The organism is Amycolatopsis sp. NPDC051716, assembly GCF_040681595.1.
GTDB lineage: Bacteria > Actinomycetota > Actinomycetes > Mycobacteriales > Pseudonocardiaceae > Amycolatopsis.
In genome coordinates this window covers 13,425-30,068 of the sequence record NZ_JBFAZA010000042.1, presented here as the reverse complement: position 1 = coordinate 30,068, position 16,644 = coordinate 13,425, and the positions used below count along the sequence as shown (strand labels likewise).

Below are 16,644 nucleotides of genomic sequence, written 5' to 3'. Positions count from 1 at the left end.
CCGGTGATCCGGCGGGCGGGGTCACCGGGCCGTGCGCTGGATGCAGTCGAGGCCCACGCCGAGCGGTGTCGCCAGGTACTGGCAGATGTGCGACGAGTGCGCCTGGTCCGTCTGCGTGCAGGCGACCGGCACGCCGAGCAGGTTCACCGAGCAGTACGCGTAGAACTGGGTCGAGCTGCCCGGCACCATGTCCGCCGAGGCCGGAGCGGCCGTGGCGACCGCCGCGGAAACCGTGAGCGCAGCGGCCGTCGCCCAAGAAGCGATCCGGGTGTTCATCGTGCTCTCCTTCCGCCAAGCTTTCCCCTGCGTGCCAAGGGGTTCACCGGACAGAATTCCCCGTCGAACACCTCTTCAGCGGTGCGTCACCGTAAAGTGTCATATTCACATATGTGATCATTGTTCATCCTGTTGACCGAAGTCGGGGCGGTGACCTATAAAGGAAAAGTCCGGGTGTCCGCCGCAACACCTCCGCAGTACCGCTTTCCGGAGGCCATCGGTGTCCCCACTCCCCTCGTCCCGTCGCGCCGTTTTCCTCGGCGCCGTCAGCATTTCCGCCGCCGTCGCGGTCACCGCCGCGCTCGGCGGACCGGCACCCGCCCGCGCGGCGGGGGTGAACCTCTCCGCCGTCTTCGCGCAGACATCGGTCTGGACCAGTGGTTACGGCGGCGGCTACACCGTCACCAACCGCGGAGACACCGCCGCCACCGGCTGGACCGTCGAGTTCGACCTGCCCGCCGGTTCGGCTGTGAGCAGCTCCTGGAGCTCCGTGCGCACGCAGTCCGGCCGGCACTACCGGTTCACCAACGCCGGCTTCAACGCCACCATCCCGCCCGGCGGCACCGAGAACTTCGGCTTCAACGTCGCCGGCACCGGCCTCCCCGCCGGCTGCACCGTCAACGGCCTCCCGTGCGACGGCGGCAGCCAGGTGACCACGACCCCGCCGACCACTCCGACCACCGCCACGACCACCCCGACGACGACCACACCGCCCACGACGACCCCGCCCACTGGCGACGTCGTCGACGTCTCGACGGCCGCCCAGCTGCAGGCCGCCCTGGCGAACGCCGCTCCCGGGCAGGCGATCCGGCTCGCGGCCGGCACCTACCGCGGCTCGTTCGTCACCACCAAGGCCGGCACCGCGGCCAGGCCGATCACCCTCTCCGGCCCGGCGAACGCCGTCCTGATCAACGACGGCCCCGCCGGCGACGCCCCCGACTGCCCGGCGCCGACCGCCGGCTGGGACTCCGGTTACGGCCTCTGGCTCGCGAGCGCGCCGTACTGGACCCTGCGCGGGTTCACCGTGCAGGACTCGAAAAAGGGCATCGTCGCGGACAACTCGCCGCACACCACCATCGACGGCGTCACCGTCCACCACATCGACGAAGAGGGCGTGCACTTCCGCCGCTCGTCGGCCGACAGCGTGCTGAAGAACTCCACGATCACCTACACCGGCCTGGTGCAGCCCGGCTACGGCGAAGGCGTGTACCTCGGCTCGGCCAACTCGAACTGGGGCTGTCACGGCAACTCCGGCGGCGTCGACCGCGGCGACCGGATCCAGGTGCTGGACAACCACATCGGCCCGTTCATCGCCGCCGAACCGATCGACGTCAAGGAAGGCACGTTCGACGGCGTGATCCGGGGCAACACCTTCGACGGCCGCGGGATCTCCGGCCAGAACTCGGCGGACTCCTGGATCGACGTCAAGGGCATCGGCTACACGATCGAAGGCAACACCGGCACGTTCGCCCCGCCCGGCACGTTCGCCAACGGCTACGAGAACCACAACACGAGCACGAGCCCGTCGTTCGACAACGGCTGCGGCAACGTGTGGCGCGACAACAAGTCCGACCTCGGCGGGGTGGGCGACTACGCGATCAAGATCAGTTCGGTGTCCAAGTGCGCGGCGAAACCGAACGTGGTGTACGCGTCGAACACGGTCACGAACGCCCGCTCGGGGCTGACGAACATCCCCGTCACCCCCTGAGCGGCTCCGCGTGCCGTGAGGCCCGGCGGCCTCACGGCACGATCGCGTCGACGTACCCGCCGTCCACCCGCACCGCCGCGCCGGTGGTCGCCGACGCGAACGGGGAACTCAGGTACACCACCAGGTGGGCGATCTCCTCGGGCTCGATCAGCCGCTGCAGCAGCGATTGCGGGCGGTGCTGCTTCATGAACTCGCGCTGGGCCTCCTCCCACGGCAGGTCCTTGTCGACGAGCTCGTAGACGAAGTCCTCGACACCGCCGGTGTGCGTCGGGCCCGCGATCACCGCGTTGACCGTGACACCGGTGCCGGCCGCGTGCTTGGCGAACCCGCGGGACACCCCGAGCAACGCCGTCTTCGACACTCCATAGTGGATCATCTCGGCCGGGATGACGATCGCGGAATCGCTGGCGATGTACTGGATGCGGCCCCAGCCGCGGTCGGTCATGCCCGGCAGGTAGGCGCGGGTGAGCCGGACCGCGGCCAGGACGTTGACCTCGAAGTAGTGCCGCCAGTCGGCGTCGGTGATTTCGAGGGGCTCCTGGGCGCCGAAGATGCCGAGGTTGTTGACCAGGATGTCGGCGTCCGGCACCTCCTCGACCACCTGGGCCGCGCCGGCCTCCTCGGAGACGTCGCCCGGGGCCGGCAGGAAGTCCGCGTCCGGCACCTCCTCGCGCAGCCGCGCGATGGCCTTGTGGACACCCGTCTCGCTCCGGCCGTTGATCGCGACGCGCGCGCCCGCCGCCGCGAGGCCCGTCGCGATCGCCGCACCGATGCCCTGGGTGGATCCGGTGACCAGTGCCGTCTTCCCGCTCAGGTCGACCCGCATCGTGAAAGCCCTCTCTCGCTCGAGTGCCTCCCCTCGGGCGATTCAAGCACAGCTGGCCGGAGCGCACCGGCTGGAAAATCCGGTTGCCCCCGCCGACGGGCGGCGGCCACGATCTGCGCCATGACCACGCCTCGCACCCCGCTCCCGCCGACCGTCGCCGCCACCACCGCGCCGGTCCGGCAGCAGCCGTGCCGCCCGCGGAGGTCGATCACGCCGGTGCCGTGAGCGCCGCGCTGGTCGCCGGCCTGGTCGCCGGCTACGGCATCGCGATCCCGGTCGGGGCCGTCGGGACGTACCTGGTGGCCCTCACCGCCCGCACCTCGCTCCGGACCGGCCTGGCCGCGGCCCTCGGCGTCGCGACGGCGGACGGGGTGTACGCGCTGGTCGCCGTGCTCGGCGGGGCCGCGATCGCGGGCGTCATCGCCCCGTTCGCCGGGTCGCTGCGGCTGATCTCGGCGGCGATCCTGGTCGTCCTCGCGGCGCACGGCGCCCTGCGCGCGCTGCGGTCCCACCGCGCCCCTGCCACCCGGCCGGTGTCCCCGCTCGGCCCCGGCCGCGCCTACGTCAGCCTGCTGGGCGTCACGCTCGTCAACCCGGCCACGGTCGTCTACTTCACCGCGCTCGTGGTGGGCGGCCGCGCCGGTACCGTCGTCCCGCTGCTCGACCAGGCGGTGTTCGTGCTCGCCGCGTTCGCCGCGTCGGCGAGCTGGCAAGCCGCGCTCGCCGGCGGCGGCGCACTGCTCGGGCGCGTCCTCACCGGCCGGCGCGGCCGGCTGGCGACCGCGCTCGTCTCGAGCGCCGTGATCACCGCGCTCGCCGTCCGGCTTGTCCTCACCTGAGGGAAAACCATGAGCCTGCACCGGTTTGCCCGGTTTCCGGGCGCACTCCGGAAGACGTCCGGCGGCCCGGCACCCGGTTAGCGTCCAGGGGACGGACACGGGAGGTGGCCATGGCGATGCCGATGTCGATGTCGGGATGGGACACCGCGGGTGCGGTGCTGCTGGTGCTCTGGGCGCTGGCGATGTGGACGGCGGTCGGCGTCCTCGTCTACGCGAACCGCGGGCCGGTGCGGCCCTGGGTGTACCGCGGTGCGGTCGGGGTGATCGGCTTCGGCATCCTCGGTCAGCTCGGCCACGTCCAGGAGCACGTCGCCCAGGTCGGGTACTGGCTCGGCCACCCGAACGCCCCGGCCTGGATGACGCCGTGGGGCACCGGCCTGGCCAACGGCCTGCAGCAGGTGCTCCCGGACCGGCCGACGTTCGGGATGGAGTTGCTGCACCTGACCGGCAACTTCCTCTTCCTCGCCGGCCTGGCCGGGGTCATGGTGATCACGCGGCGGGCGCTGGGCACCCGCGCCCGCCGCTGGGCGAAGATGGGCGTCTGGATGCAGGGCCTGCACGGCCTGGAGCACCTGGTCCTGACGCTGTCGATCGGGTTCGGCGCGCCCCGGGCGATCGGGCTGTCGACGTTCTTCGGGCTCATCGACCCGGGCCCGGGGCTGGCCACCTACCGCGTCTGGTGGCACTTCATCGCGAACGTCGTCGGCTCGATCATCTTCGGGCTCGCGCTGTACCACTTGTGGCGCGAACGCCGCGAGGTCCGCGCCACCTTCTTCCTGCGGCCGGTGCCCACGGTCACCGAGCGGGCGGCGTAGCGCAGGTCAGCGTCGGCACCGCCCAGTCCGCGTGGTCCTGCCCGTTGCCGTCGCCGCCGTCGTCCACCAGCAGGTCGAGCACCTGGGCCCCGGTGACGTCGACGTCGACCGGCACCGCGGCCTGGCCGCCGCGGACCACCGGCGTCGTCACCTTGGTGACGCCGTCGGCCGAGACGCTGAAGCGCACGCTGCCGCCGGTGCCGGTTTCGCCGTCGACGCCCACCGAAGCCGTCAGCCGGGTGCACGCGCCCGCCAGGTAGAGCTGAACGTCGCTCGCCGCGTGGACCCCGAGCCCCTTGGCGTAGGCCACCCCGCCGATGGTCATCGGCTTGCCGTCACCCGCGCTCGCTTCGCCGTTGCTGGTGTCGCGCTCCACCGGGCCCCACCCGTTCGTGGCGGTGAGGAACGGCAGGGAGCCGACCGGCACCTGCCCGGCGGGCGGCGCCGCGGGCACCGCGCCCACGATCCGTTCGCCGGACACCGAGCCTGGACGACCCGCCTGCCGGTAGGCCACGGCGACCTTCAGCGCGGCGGTGTCCACTGTGGCGGGTGGGGTCACGGTCCAGGTGAACGTGGCCGGCTTGCCGCCGTCGATCCGCGCCACCGAGGGCGGTGAGGCGGCGCCGACGGTCCACCCGGCCGGCGCGGTCAGCGCCGGCTTGACGTCGAACGCCGGCGGCGCGCCCGCCGGCACCCGCACGGTCGCCGACGCGGTGAACGGCTGCCCGCCCGACGCCGTGTCCGGCGCGGTCAGCGACACCCCGGCCGTGGGCGCCGGCGGCATCGCGTACCGCACGGGGTCGTAGCCGGGCGAGGAGTTCTGCCGGACGGTCAGCGGCGAGCGGTAGCTGCCGTAGTTCGTCCAGGCGATCGAGCCGAGGCCGCCGGTGCTGCCGTCGAGGTTCCACACCGCGACGGCGATGGTGTTGCGGCCGTTCGGGTTCAGGATTCCGTTCGGGATCGGGAAGCTGTGCTGCGGCCCGAGGTAGTTGACGTACTGGCCGAGCTGCCAGCCGTTGACGAAGATCAGCGCGCGGTACTGCCGCGCCGGGTCGTCGGTGATGGTCAGGCCGAGCGAAGTGTCCTGGCCGCGCGGCAAGTCCAACTCTGCCGCCGTCCGGTACCACGAGACGCCCGGGGTCGTGTCCTTCGCCGGGAGCGAAGCCGGTGCCCAGCCGCGGTCCGGGAACCCGGGCAGCGACCAGCCCGCGCGCTCGCCGTAGAGGCCGCCGGTGTTGAGCGGGCCGCGCACCGGGTCGAGCCCGGTTTCCCCGCCGCGGACGCCCTGCAGGCGCCAGGTCACCGACGTCAGTGCGGCGCCGGTCAGCCGCGCCGCGGTGAGCCCGCGGGCGGCCTTGTTGCCGTTGCTGGCCCCGTAGTCCTCTTCGTGCCCCATGTTCACGGTCAGCACGGAGATCTCGTTGTCGCCCTGGTGCAGCGACCCGGCGGGGAAGGTGAACGTGTGCTGCGGGCTGGTCGAGCTGCCGAGGAAGACCCCGTTGAGCCACGCCGAGAACGCCCCGGCCGGGCCGCCGCTCTGGCTCGCCAGGGTGATCCCGGTCTGTTTGCCGTCACCGGTGAAGTGGCCGCGGTACCAGGTGTTGCCGGTGTGGAAGCCGTAGTCGTCGGCGAAGAGAACGGGTTTCGTGCCGAGCGCCGTCGAGCTGTTGGTGGTTTCCTTGTCCGCCACCGGCCACGCCGAGTCGTCGAAGCCGGGCTGGCTCTCCGGGGACTCCTGCTGGTGCTTCCAGCCGGTCAGGGCGGGCAGCGTCACGGCGTTGGCAGCCGGGGCGGTCCCGGTGAGGCTGCCGCTCGAGGTCGGCTTCGCCGGGACCCAGGCACCGTTCCACAGCACCGCCTTCGCCGCGCTGAAGACCTCGAACGCGCCGTCGGTGCCGGTGTCGCCGGTCAGCGACAGCAGCCCGTACTGCTCGGCCGCGGTCCGGACCAGGTGGGTGCCGCGGACCAGGACCGGGCCGCTCGCGGTGTCCTGGCGCCAGAACGTCGCCGCCGTCGCCTTGTCGGCGAGCAGCAGGAGCAGCGGCCGCGCGCCCGGCGCGGTGACGAGCACGCGGGTCAGGCCGTCGTGGGTGTAGTTCAACCGCAGGTCGCCACGGGCGGCGTCCCATGTGGACGTCGCCGCGCCGCCCAGAACCTGCACGGCCGGCTGCTTCGCGAACCGCAGAACGGTCTCCCCCGGGCCGCCCTTGTCGCCGTAGAGCACCGCGACGTCCCGGTCGCCGATGGCGGCGCTCGTCATGATCTCCGAGGTCGAGTACTGCATCCGCGTGGCGCCGAGGTCGTAGCCGGCGACGAGGATCTTCGACTGCCGCCCGTTCAGCGTGACACCAGTACCGGGCTGCTGCGGCACGACCGGGTAGTAGTCGGTGCTGCCGGACAGCAGATCGATCGCGTCCACCACGACGAACGGCGAGGTGGCCTGCGCGTTCTTCTGCCCGGTAACGACGAGCTTCAGCGTGTGCGGCCCGGCGGCCAGGTCGCGCACCTCGTAGCCGGTGATCTGGTTCTGCTTGCCGGCCGCGTAGAGGTCGACCGAGGAGACCTTGGCGTCGTCGAGGTAGACGTCGGCGATACCGTGGCTCGGGTCCTTCGACGTCACCCAGCGAATTCCGGTGCCGGTGAAGGGAATGCTGACGCTGTCCCCGGTGACGTTGGAGAACGACTCGGTGTGCTGGTAGTCGCCGCCGGTGTAGTTCACCTCCGGGCCGACGTGGCTCCAGGTGCCGGTGTAGCCGACCTCGGCCGCGCGGTCGTCGTAGGTGTAGCCGGCGTGCGCGGCGAGGTCGAGCGCGACGCTGGTGGTGTTCGTGGCGGTCGACGTCGAGTCGCTGTGCCGCAGGGTGTGGAACTGCGTGCGGGTGTCGGGGTTGATCCGGGCGGTGTCGGTGAGCGCCGGATCGCTCAGCGGCGCGCCCGCGAGCCCGTCGGTCTTGGTCAGCGGGGCGACGGACTGGGTGAAGTAGCCGATCAGCTTGTCCTCGGCGTACTTCGGGTCGAACTGGCGCGCCTCGGTGATCGCCGCGCCGTAGTCGTAGGAGGTGTAGTTCTGCGGGATCGCGCTCCAGCCCCAGGACGTGCCGCCGTGCAGCATGTAGAAGCTCTGCCCGGTGGCGCCGACGGCGATGTTCTGCTTGTAGAAGACGTTCGCGAACTGGTCGTTGATCAGCTGGGCGCACTTTTCGTAGCCCGGGCCGCCCCACGGGTCGAACGCACCGCCCTGGAACTCGGCGGTGATCAGCGGCTTGCCGGGGACGTGGTCGTAGCTGATGTCCGGCACGCCGTTCCAGCGGGTGGGGTTCGAGCAGTCGAAGCCCTGCGGGTAGGAGTCGGCGGCATCGACGTCGAGCGCGGCGGCACCGGCGTTGAAGGTGCCGTTGTTGTTGCCGACCAGCGGAACGGTGATCCCGTCGGCGCGAGCCTTGTCCTCCAGGTGCTGCATGTAGGCGCGGCCGTCGGCGTTGCCGTTGTAGTACTCGTTTTCGACCTGGTAGGCGAGCACGCTGCCGGTGCCGTTCGTGAGCTGGTGGCGCGCGATGATGCGGTCGATCTGCGTCTGCCACTCGTCGGAGTACTTCAGGTAGACGGGGTCGGCGCTGCGGGTGTGCCCTGGCGTGGTGGACAGCCAGGTCGGGAACCCACCGCCATCGACCTCGGCGTTGATGTACGGCCCGGGGCGCGCGATGACGTAGAGCCCGGCCTGCTGCGCCATGTCGAGCAGCTTGTCGAGGTCCCGGATCCCGCTGAAGTCGTAAACCCCCTGCTTCGGCGAGTGGTAACCCCAGTCGAAGTAGAGCGACGTGGCGTTGAAGCCGGCCGCCTTCATCTTCTGGAAGATGTCGAGCCACAGGTCGGGGCTGGGCAGCCGGTAGGAGTGGAACTCGCCGGACCACAGGTAGGTGCGGGTGCCGTCGACCAGGAAGGAGTACCCGTCGTAGGTGACGGTGTGGGTGGGCTGTGCCGCTGGCGCGGGAGCGGCCGCGGCCGCCGAGGGAACGGCCACCCCGGCAAAGGCGAACAGGACGGAAAGAAGGACGGTGAACAGCGTCCGGCAACGTTGGGCGGCGCGCATGCGGGGGGCCTCCAGGGCGGCGGCGGGGACCACAATCGAACACGAACACTTGCCGAACACACAGAACTCGTCAAGATACAACACCAGGATGGATCAATGCCGAGGTGTTGTTAGCGCTAACAGTAGGCCGTCACCAAACCAAGCCCACGCAGCGCAGACCCCCCGCAACCCCGATCCGAAGCCAGAACACGGCCGCCGTAGTCACAATCGGGCTTCGGGGTTGCGGACACCGAGGCTTCGAGGTGGCGGAAACCGGCCCAGCTCTCCAGCCAAGCGACGAGACCCAGGCCGCCCGCTAGCGTCACCGAGGCCGGGTGCTCTCCCGGACAACCAGCTCCGCGGGCACCAGATGCCGAGCCCCGGCATCCCCACCCGCCATCCGCTCCTCGAGCAGCCCGAAAGTCCGCCGACCGACCTCGATGAAGTCCTGCCGCACCGTGGTCAGTGGCGGCGTGAAGTACTCGGCCTCGGGAACATCGTCGAACCCGGCGACGTGGACGTCCTCCGGCACCCGGATCCCCGCCTCGGTGAACGCCCGCAGCAGGCCCAGCGCCATCTGGTCGTTGGCCGAAAACACGGCCTTGAGACCCCGCTTGCCGACCAGCGCCCGGCCGGCCTCGTACCCCGACCGCGGGCTCCAGTCGCCGCGCACCACCGCCGGCACGCGCAGGCCGCGGCCCTCCAGGGTCTCGCGCCAGCCGCGTTCGCGGTCGCGGGCCTCCAGCCAGTCCTCCGGTCCGGCCAGGTGCCAGACCGTCCGGTGCCCGAGGGACAGCAGGTGCTCGGTGACGCGGCGGGCCCCGTCGTACTGGTCGACCGAGAGCACCGGCACCGGTGCCGAATCGCCGCCGCCGACCGCGACCAGGGGGATGTCCGCCGGCGCCGCGTCGAGCGCCCGCCCGGCCGTGACGTGCGGGGCGATCACGACGATCCCCTCCACCGCCTGGCGCCGCAGGCTCTCCACCGCGTCGCCGATCGACGTCCGGCCCGGCCGCGTCACGCTGCAGATCGCGACGCCGTACCCGGCCTCGCGGGCCGCGTTCTCGATGCCGTAGAGCGTGCTCGCCGGTCCGTAGAGATTGGACTCGAGCGCGACCACGCCGAGGGTGCCGGACCGGCCGGTGACCAGTGCCCGCGCCGCGGTGTTGGGCCGGTACCCGAGCTTCTGCACGGCGGCGAGCACCCGCTCGCGGGTCTCCGGGCGCACCGGCCCGCTCTCGTTGACCACGCGCGAAACGGTCATGTGCGACACGCCGGCCATGCCGGCGACGTCGGCCAGGCTCGGCTGCCGCGGCCCCGGCGGAGACGTTCTCGTCTGCTCCCCCGGCTTCGCCCGGTCCACCACCCTGACCCCCTGAATCTCGTACCGTGTCCCCACCCACGAGACGGTACCGCCGAATCGGCGCGTTCCGGACGTCCCGCGCCGGGTCAGGACCACCCGAGCGGACCAGCAAGCGCTTTCACGACCGCGGTGACGCGCTGGGTGGCGATCGCCCGGCTCGTGGCGGCCGGCTGGGCGGTCAGCACGACCACGACGTACCGCCGGTCGCCGACCACCCCGCTGGTGTGCACGTCGCGGCCGGGGTCGCAGCAGGACCAGCTCTGGGCCACGGCCCAGTCGGTGGCGGTGACCGCGGCCGGGACGCCGAAGAGCTGCTCGAAGCCGTCCGCGCCGCGGCGGGCCGCGCTTTCTAGGGCCCGCAGGACGATCTGCCGGGTGGCGGCGGGCGCGGCGTCGAGGAGGTACCGGTAGCACCGCACGACGTCGGCGGCGGAGACGAGCGTGCTGCCCCAGCGGCCGGGCTCGGCGGGCGGGCGGGTCGAGGTCAGGCCGATCCGCGCGGCCCAGCCGGTGACGATCGCGGGGCCGCCCAGCTGCGCCCACAGCCGGCCGGCGATCTCGTCGTCGCTGCGCGAAAGCATCCCCGCGACCACGCCCGCCGGCTCCCCCTGGCGCAGCGCTTCGAGCGCGATGAGCAGCTTGACCAGCGACGCGGCCGGGTAGGTGACATCCGGCTGGTGGGAGACGAGATCGCGGCCGCTCCGGCGGTCGTGGACCAGCACGCTGAGCTTCCCGGGCACGAGGTTCGCGAGCGCGGCGCCGTCGGGCAGGCCGGTCACCGGTGTCTCCGGTGGCGCCGCGGTCGCCGTCGTGGCCGCGCTCGTCGTCAGGGCGGGCGGCGCGGGCCACGGCCGCGCCTCGGCGGGGCCCGGCGGCCGTACCGCGGCGGCCACCACGAGTACCGCCGCCACCGCGCCGGCGCACGTCCCGGCGAGCAGCGTCGCGTTCCGTCGGTGCATACCGGCTGTTGTCCGCACCGGGCCCGGCTGTTCCACGAATGTGGCCTGCGTCTCATCCGCACGGGTGAGCGGGGACGCGGGCGGCGGGCCGGGACAACCAGTACCGTGACCAGAATCGTCGAACGGCTGGACCGGCCCGACCTCGCCGCACGGGATCCGAGAGAGATCTTCGCGCGGCTCTTCGACGAGTACGCCCCTCCCCTGCGCGGCTACCTCGCGGGCCGGGTGGGCGTGCACGTCGCCGACGACCTCGTGGCGGAGACGTTCGTCGTCGCGCTGCGAAGACGGGCGAGCTACGACCCGAAGAAGGCGCCGATCCGCGGCTGGCTCTACGGCATCGCCACCAACCTGCTGCGCAACCACCTGCGCCAGGAGGTCCGCGGGTTCCAGCTGACCGCGAAGGCCGGTGCCGGGGACCGCCCGGCCGAAAACCACGACACCGCGGTCGCCGGCCGGGTCGACGCGGCGGCCCGGCTGCGCGTGCTCGCCTCCGAACTCGCCGGACTGTCCGAACAGGACCGCGACGTCCTGTTGCTCACCTCCTGGGCCGGTCTCGAACCGGCCGAAGTCGCCGAGGCGCTCGGCGTGCCCGCGAGCACGGTGCGCTCGCGCCTGCACCGCGTGCGTCACCGGCTCCAGGCCCTGCTCGTCCCCACCGAGGAGAACCAGTCATGAACGAGCTCGACGAGACCCTCGAGCTGCTCCACCGCGACGCCCGCACCGCGCCGGCCGACCTGTCCGCGGCTCGCGCCCGGCTGCTGGCCGAGCTCGACGCCAGTCCCGCCGCCGACGTCGTCCCGCTGCGCCCGAAGCGCCTTCGCCGGTTCGCGCTGCCGGCCGCGGCCGCGGTGGCCGGCGTGGTGGCGGTGACCGCCGTCGTCGTCGCGCAGCAGCGCCCGCCGGCTCCGGCACCCGGCCCGATCGCCGCGCCACCGGTCGGGACCACGACCGCGGTCCCGACGTCGGCCGCCCCGGACGTCCGGCTGATGTCGGCGGTCCAGGTGCTCACCCGGGCCGCGGACCTGACCGTCGGCGCGGCCGACCAGCCCGTCGGCCCGGGACAGTTCCGCTACGTCGGCGAGCACACGTGGGTGCAGCGCGGCGTCCACACCGGCGACGCCGCCGGCTACACCTACCTGTGGGAGCAGGAGGTCGACCTGTGGATCCCGGCCGACGAGCACGACGTCTGGCAGCAAACCCGCAAGATCCTCGCCACCGGGAAGTTCCTCGGTGGTTCGGTACCGCAGTCGCAGGCCCCGGAGCCGGCGATCGAGGACACCGACCAGGGCCAGTGGCAGGGCCGCTGCGGCGACTTCTTCCCGAAGTCCAAGCCGCCGAAGAAGTGCGGTGACGCGAGCGACTGGGACAGCCCGGCGTTCTACGCGACCTTGCCGCACGACCCGGCGGCGCTGTACGCGAAGCTGCAGCAGCTGACGAAGGCCCGCGGCTCGACGCCGTCGGTGATGTTCCACTTCGGCATCGAGATCCTCCGCGCGGGCCAGATGCCGGCGCAGCTGCGGGCGCAGTGGTACCGGGCGCTGGCGAAGATCCCGGGCATCACGGTGCAGGCGGCGGAGGCGAACCTCGACGGCCGCACGGGCATCGCGCTCGGGCTGGACGACCGGCACGAAATCCGGCAGCTGATCATCGACCCGGCGACCGGCGGGTTCATCGGCGAGCGCACGATCGCCGGAGCGGAGCCCGACGAGCCGTGGATCAAGCCGGGCACCCAGCTCGGGGCCAGCGCGATCCGGACGGCGGTGACCGGTCGCCTCGGCGAGGTGCCGCCCAAGTGACGAACCTGGCGTAACAACCCCGCTCCCAGCGCCCCAAGGCCCCCTTGGGGCGCTGGGATTTGGGCGCCAAGGCGTCAGCCGTGGGCGAGGCGCACGCAGCACGAGCCCGGTTGCGGGTCCAGCCGGGCCCGCAGCCCGCTCTCCCCCGCGCCGGCCAGCATGCCCTCGACCAGCCCCAGGTTCATCTCGCACACCAGGCGCGTGTGGACCTGGGCCAGCCGGTGGAACGGGCAGTTGACGAGCGTCACCTCGCCGTCCTCGAGGCGCGGCTCGAAGCCGTTCTCCTCCAGCGTGCCCACGATGTCCCGGCCGCCGGCGGCCAGCTCCGTCCCGCGCTCGCGCGCGCAGCGGGTCAGGATCTCCCGCGGGGAACCGCCGGTTTCGTCGGCCTCCTCCAGCGCGGTCGCCAGCAGCCCGCCCGCCAGCTCGTACTGGCGCTCGGGCAGGGAAATGCTCACCTGGCGGTCCGACCGCCGGTACAGCTTCGCCGGGCGGCCCGCCCCCGGGCCGCTGCGGCCGGTCCGGCGCTCGTGGCCGACCGCCAGCAGCCGCTCCTCCACCAGGCGGTCGAGGTGGAACGCGACCGTCGCCCGGGGCACGCCGAGGGCGGCGGCGACGTCGTCGCGGCTCACCGGCTCCCGGCGGCGGACGACGTACTCGTACAACCGGCGCCGGGTCGGCTCGTCGAGCGCTGCGGCCGCGGCCAGCGCCTGGGTCTCCTGCATCGCCGGATTCTAAAACAAAGACGTGTTGACGAAAACCCCGGGGAGCTTCTAACGTCGGTCCGACTTGTTTTTAGAAGGAGGCACCCTCGTGAGCGTCGATCCCGTCAGCGCCCCGGTTCCGCTGCGGCACCTCGGTGTCGTCCACGACCGCGACACCGTCGACCTGGACGCGGCCGAACGCGCGGTCGCCGACCTGTTGCGGGCCCTCGGGAAGGACCCGTCGTCGGAGCACCTCGGCGACACGCCGCGGCGGGTGGCCCACGCCTACGCGGAAATGCTGCAGCCGCGGGACTTCCAGCTGACGACCTTCCCCAACGACGAAGGCTACGACGAGCTCGTGCTGGCGAAGAGCATCCCGGTGCAGTCGCTGTGCGAGCACCACCTGCTGCCCTTCCGCGGCGTCGCCCACGTCGGCTACCTGCCCGGCGAACGGATCCTGGGCCTGTCCAAGCTCGCCCGCGTCGTCGAGATGTTCGCGCGCGACCTGCAGGTGCAGGAGCGGCTGACCAAGCAGGTCGCGGACTGGCTGCAGGAGCACCTGGCACCCAAGGGCGTCGGCGTCGTGATCGAGGCCGAGCACCTGTGCATGTCCCTGCGCGGGGTGCGGGCGACCGGCGCGCTGACCGTGACGTCGTCGCTGCACGGCCTGCTGCGGGAAGAACCCAAGACGCGGCAGGAGTTCTTCGCCTTGAGCGGGGTGAGCGCGTGATGGCCACCTTCGTCATCGCCGGCGGCGGGCTGACCGGCGCGAAGGCCGCGGAAACCCTGCGGGCCGAGGGGTTCGACGGACGCGTCGTCATCGTCGGTGCCGAACCGGACCTGCCCTACGAGCGGCCGCCGCTGTCGAAGGGGTACCTGCTCGGCCAGGACGACCGCGCGTCGGTGTTCGTCCACGACGAGAAGTGGTACGTCGACCAGCGCATCGAGGTACTGACCGGCCGGCGGGTGACCGCGCTGGACCGGGCGGCGCACGAGGTGGAACTGGCCGGCGGCGAACGCCTCGGGTACACGAAGCTGCTGCTGGCCACCGGGGCGTCGCCGCGGCGGCTGCGGGTGCCCGGCAACGACCTCGACGGCGTCCACTACCTGCGCCGCCTCGCGCACGCCGACCGGTTGCGCGACGCGCTGGCCGCGGGTGGCCGGGTCGTCGTGGCGGGCGCGGGCTGGGTCGGCCTGGAGACGGCCGCCGCCGCACGCCACTACGGCTGCCCGGTCATGATCGTCGAGCCCGGGCCGGCCCCGCTGCACGCCACGCTCGGGCCGGAGGTGGGCGGATTCTTCGCCGACCTGCACCGCCGCCACGGCGTCGAGCTGCGGTTCGGCACCGGCGTGACGGGCTTCGCGGGAGACACCGCGGTCTCGGCGGTGCTGACGGACGACGGCGAGATCCCGGCCGACGTGGTCGTCGTCGGCATCGGCGCCCGGCCCGAGACGCAGCTGGCCGCCGAGGCGGACCTGGCCGTCGACGACGGTGTCCTGGTGGACGCGGGCCTGCGCACGGACGACCCGGACGTCTTCGCGGCCGGCGACGTCGCGAGCGTGTGGCAAGAGCGCTACGGACGTCGCGTCCGCGTCGAGCACTGGGCCGCGGCGACGAACGGCGGCCCGGCGGCGGCACGGGCGATGCTCGGCCGCGAGGTGGTCCACGACGACCTGCCGTACTTCTTCTCGGACCAGTACGACGCGGGCATGGAGTTCACCGGCTGGTTCCCGCCGGGCGGTTACGACCGCGTCGTCACCCGCGGCGGCGCCGAGGCGTTCCACGCGTTCTGGCTCACCGGTGGCCGGGTGGTCGCGGGACTGCACGTGAACCAGTGGGACGAGGGCCTGGACGCGGTGCGCGAGCTGATCCTCAGTGGACGGACCGTGGACGCGGACCGGCTCGCCGACCCGGCCCGGCCGCTGACCGACTGAGGTCAGGTCCGCCGGGCGGTGACCGCCGACGTGCGCAGCGCGGCCAGGCTGGTCCGGGCCGCGTTCGCCGTCGAGACTCCGGCGCAGTGCGGCCGGTTCCGGCCGGCCCGTCGCGCGGCGCGGGTGATCACCAGCGGCGGGGCGACGCGCAGGGTGCGCTCGTGCGTCTCCTTGCACAGCACGCCGCGCGCGATCAGCGCCTCGGACGCCGCCCGGCCCGACGGGCCGCCCGGGGCGATGTCGATGCCGGCCCACAGGCCGCGGCCGCGGACCTCCGACAGGCCCTGCCCGATCAGCTCGTTCAGCCGCGCGTGCAGGTGGGCGCCCAGCTCGGTGGCGCGCTGCTGGAACTCGCCCGTGGTCAACAGGCGAACGACCGCCCGCCCGACCGCGCAGGCCAGCGGGTTGCCGCCGAAGGTCGAGCCGTGCTCGCCCGGCTTCAGCACGCCGAGGACGTCGCGGCGGCCCACCACCGCGGACACCGGCAGGATGCCGCCGCCGAGGGCCTTGCCGAGGGTGTACACGTCCGCGCGGACGCCCTCGTGGTCCAGCGCCAGCACCGTGCCGGTGCGGGCCAGCCCGGACTGGATCTCGTCGGCGATCAGCAGCACGCCGTGCTCGTCGCAGGCGGCGCGGACGTCGGCGAAGTAGCCCTCCGGCGGCACGATGACGCCGGCCTCGCCCTGCACCGGCTCCAGCAGCACCGCGGCGGTGCGCGGGGTGATCGCGTCGCGCAGCGCGGCCGCGTCGCCGTACTTCACCGTGACGAAGCCCGGCGTGAACGGGCCGAAGTCGGCGCGAGCGGTCTCGTCGGTCGAGAACGACACGATCGTCGTGGTCCGGCCGTGGAAGTTCGAGCCCGCGACGATGATCTCCGCGGTGCCGTCCGGCACCCCCTTGACCCGGTGCGCCCACTTGCGGGCGATCTTGACCGCGGACTCGACGGCCTCGGCGCCGGAGTTCATCGGCAGCACCAGCTCGGTGCCGGTCAGCTCGGCCAGCTCGCGGCAGAACAACCCCAGCTGGTCGTGGTGGAACGCCCGCGACGTCAGCGTGACGCGCCCGAGCTGCTCGACGGCGGCGGCGATCAGGTCCGGGTGGCGGTGCCCGAAGTTCAAGGCCGAGTAGCCGGAGAGGAAGTCGAGGTAGGACCGGCCCTCGACGTCGGTCACCGAGGCGCCGGCGGCTTCGGCGATCACGACGGGCAGCGGGTGGTAGTTGTGCGTGCTCCATTGCTCGTCGAGCTCGATGAAGCTCGCTGCGGTGTTGGCGGCGGTCTCCCGGCCGGCGAACGTCGTCATGTGTTCAGGTTAGAGGCAGAACACGCAGACTTCAGCCGGGAATCATTGCTTTA

13 protein-coding genes and 1 pseudogene are annotated in these 16,644 nt (G+C 72.6%); 7 read left to right on the top strand and 7 right to left on the bottom strand.

Features of this window, described 5'->3' with window-relative positions; translation table 11 throughout:
• Positions 1–21 precede the first annotated feature (21 nt).
• Positions 22–276: a hypothetical protein gene (locus tag AB0M30_RS39950; RefSeq protein WP_364595486.1), complete on the bottom strand. Its 255-nt coding sequence runs from the start codon at positions 274–276 to the stop codon at positions 22–24.
• Between the two features lie 220 nt (positions 277–496).
• On the opposite strand from AB0M30_RS39950, the gene AB0M30_RS39945 reads away from it, so the two are divergent.
• On the top strand, positions 497–1,984 hold the full coding sequence (locus AB0M30_RS39945; RefSeq protein WP_364595483.1) for a cellulose binding domain-containing protein: 1,488 nt from the start codon (positions 497–499) through the stop codon (positions 1,982–1,984).
• A gap of 31 nt (positions 1,985–2,015) precedes the next feature.
• Here the strand turns inward: AB0M30_RS39945 and AB0M30_RS39940 are convergent, their stop codons facing one another.
• Positions 2,016–2,810 carry an SDR family oxidoreductase gene (locus AB0M30_RS39940; protein ID WP_364595480.1) on the bottom strand — a complete coding sequence of 265 codons (795 nt, stop codon included), beginning with the start codon at positions 2,808–2,810 and terminating at the stop codon, positions 2,016–2,018.
• Between the two features lie 221 nt (positions 2,811–3,031).
• Here AB0M30_RS39940 and AB0M30_RS39935 point away from each other — a divergent pair, with 221 nt between their 5' ends.
• Both AB0M30_RS39935 and AB0M30_RS39930 read left to right on the top strand, forming a co-directional pair.
• On the top strand, positions 3,032–3,649 hold the full coding sequence (locus AB0M30_RS39935; RefSeq protein WP_364595477.1) for a LysE family transporter: 618 nt from the start codon (positions 3,032–3,034) through the stop codon (positions 3,647–3,649).
• Positions 3,650–3,759: 110 nt separating this feature from the next.
• The gene (locus AB0M30_RS39930) at positions 3,760–4,464 is read left to right on the top strand and encodes a DUF6008 family protein (protein WP_364595474.1); all 705 of its coding nucleotides are present in this window, start codon (positions 3,760–3,762) and stop codon (positions 4,462–4,464) included.
• On the opposite strand, the gene AB0M30_RS39925 is transcribed toward AB0M30_RS39930, so the two are convergent.
• The 3 genes from AB0M30_RS39925 to AB0M30_RS39915 all read right to left on the bottom strand — a co-directional run bounded on the left by AB0M30_RS39925 (position 4,445) and on the right by AB0M30_RS39915 (position 10,855).
• Positions 4,445–8,554: a beta-galactosidase gene (locus AB0M30_RS39925; RefSeq protein WP_364595472.1), complete on the bottom strand. Its 4,110-nt coding sequence runs from the start codon at positions 8,552–8,554 to the stop codon at positions 4,445–4,447. The two genes, AB0M30_RS39930 and AB0M30_RS39925, sit on opposite strands and share 20 nt — an antisense overlap.
• Before the next feature lie 301 nt (positions 8,555–8,855).
• Positions 8,856–9,899, bottom strand: coding sequence for a LacI family DNA-binding transcriptional regulator (locus tag AB0M30_RS39920; RefSeq protein ID WP_103339076.1), 1,044 nt, complete (start codon positions 9,897–9,899; stop codon positions 8,856–8,858).
• 83 nt (positions 9,900–9,982) lie between these two features.
• Complete coding sequence (locus tag AB0M30_RS39915) at positions 9,983–10,855, bottom strand: hypothetical protein (protein ID WP_364595469.1); 873 nt, start codon at positions 10,853–10,855, stop codon at positions 9,983–9,985.
• A gap of 105 nt (positions 10,856–10,960) precedes the next feature.
• Here AB0M30_RS39915 and AB0M30_RS39910 point away from each other — a divergent pair, with 105 nt between their 5' ends.
• Positions 10,961–11,530 carry an RNA polymerase sigma factor gene (locus tag AB0M30_RS39910; protein ID WP_364595466.1) on the top strand — a complete coding sequence of 190 codons (570 nt, stop codon included), beginning with the start codon at positions 10,961–10,963 and terminating at the stop codon, positions 11,528–11,530.
• Complete coding sequence (locus tag AB0M30_RS39905) at positions 11,527–12,651, top strand: CU044_5270 family protein (protein ID WP_364595463.1); 1,125 nt, start codon at positions 11,527–11,529, stop codon at positions 12,649–12,651. The genes AB0M30_RS39910 and AB0M30_RS39905 overlap by 4 nt, the downstream gene beginning before the upstream one ends.
• Before the next feature lie 74 nt (positions 12,652–12,725).
• On the opposite strand, the gene AB0M30_RS39900 is transcribed toward AB0M30_RS39905, so the two are convergent.
• The gene (locus tag AB0M30_RS39900; RefSeq protein ID WP_364595461.1) at positions 12,726–13,376 is read right to left on the bottom strand and encodes a helix-turn-helix domain-containing protein; all 651 of its coding nucleotides are present in this window, start codon (positions 13,374–13,376) and stop codon (positions 12,726–12,728) included.
• A 121-nt stretch (positions 13,377–13,497) separates the two neighbouring features.
• Here AB0M30_RS39900 and folE point away from each other — a divergent pair, with 121 nt between their 5' ends.
• Both folE and AB0M30_RS39890 read left to right on the top strand, forming a co-directional pair.
• Positions 13,498–14,085, top strand: a complete 588-nt coding sequence (gene folE, locus AB0M30_RS39895) for a GTP cyclohydrolase I FolE (RefSeq protein ID WP_364595600.1) — start codon at positions 13,498–13,500, stop codon at positions 14,083–14,085.
• Positions 14,085–15,290 (top strand): FAD-dependent oxidoreductase, encoded by a 1,206-nt coding sequence (locus AB0M30_RS39890; RefSeq protein ID WP_364595458.1) that lies wholly within the window; start codon positions 14,085–14,087, stop codon positions 15,288–15,290. The genes folE and AB0M30_RS39890 overlap by 1 nt, the downstream gene beginning before the upstream one ends.
• Positions 15,291–15,406: 116 nt before the next feature.
• On the opposite strand, the pseudogene rocD reads toward AB0M30_RS39890, so the two are convergent.
• Positions 15,407–16,591 (bottom strand): annotated as a pseudogene (rocD, locus tag AB0M30_RS39885) (ornithine--oxo-acid transaminase); the annotation flags it as partial.
• Positions 16,592–16,644 lie beyond the last annotated feature (53 nt).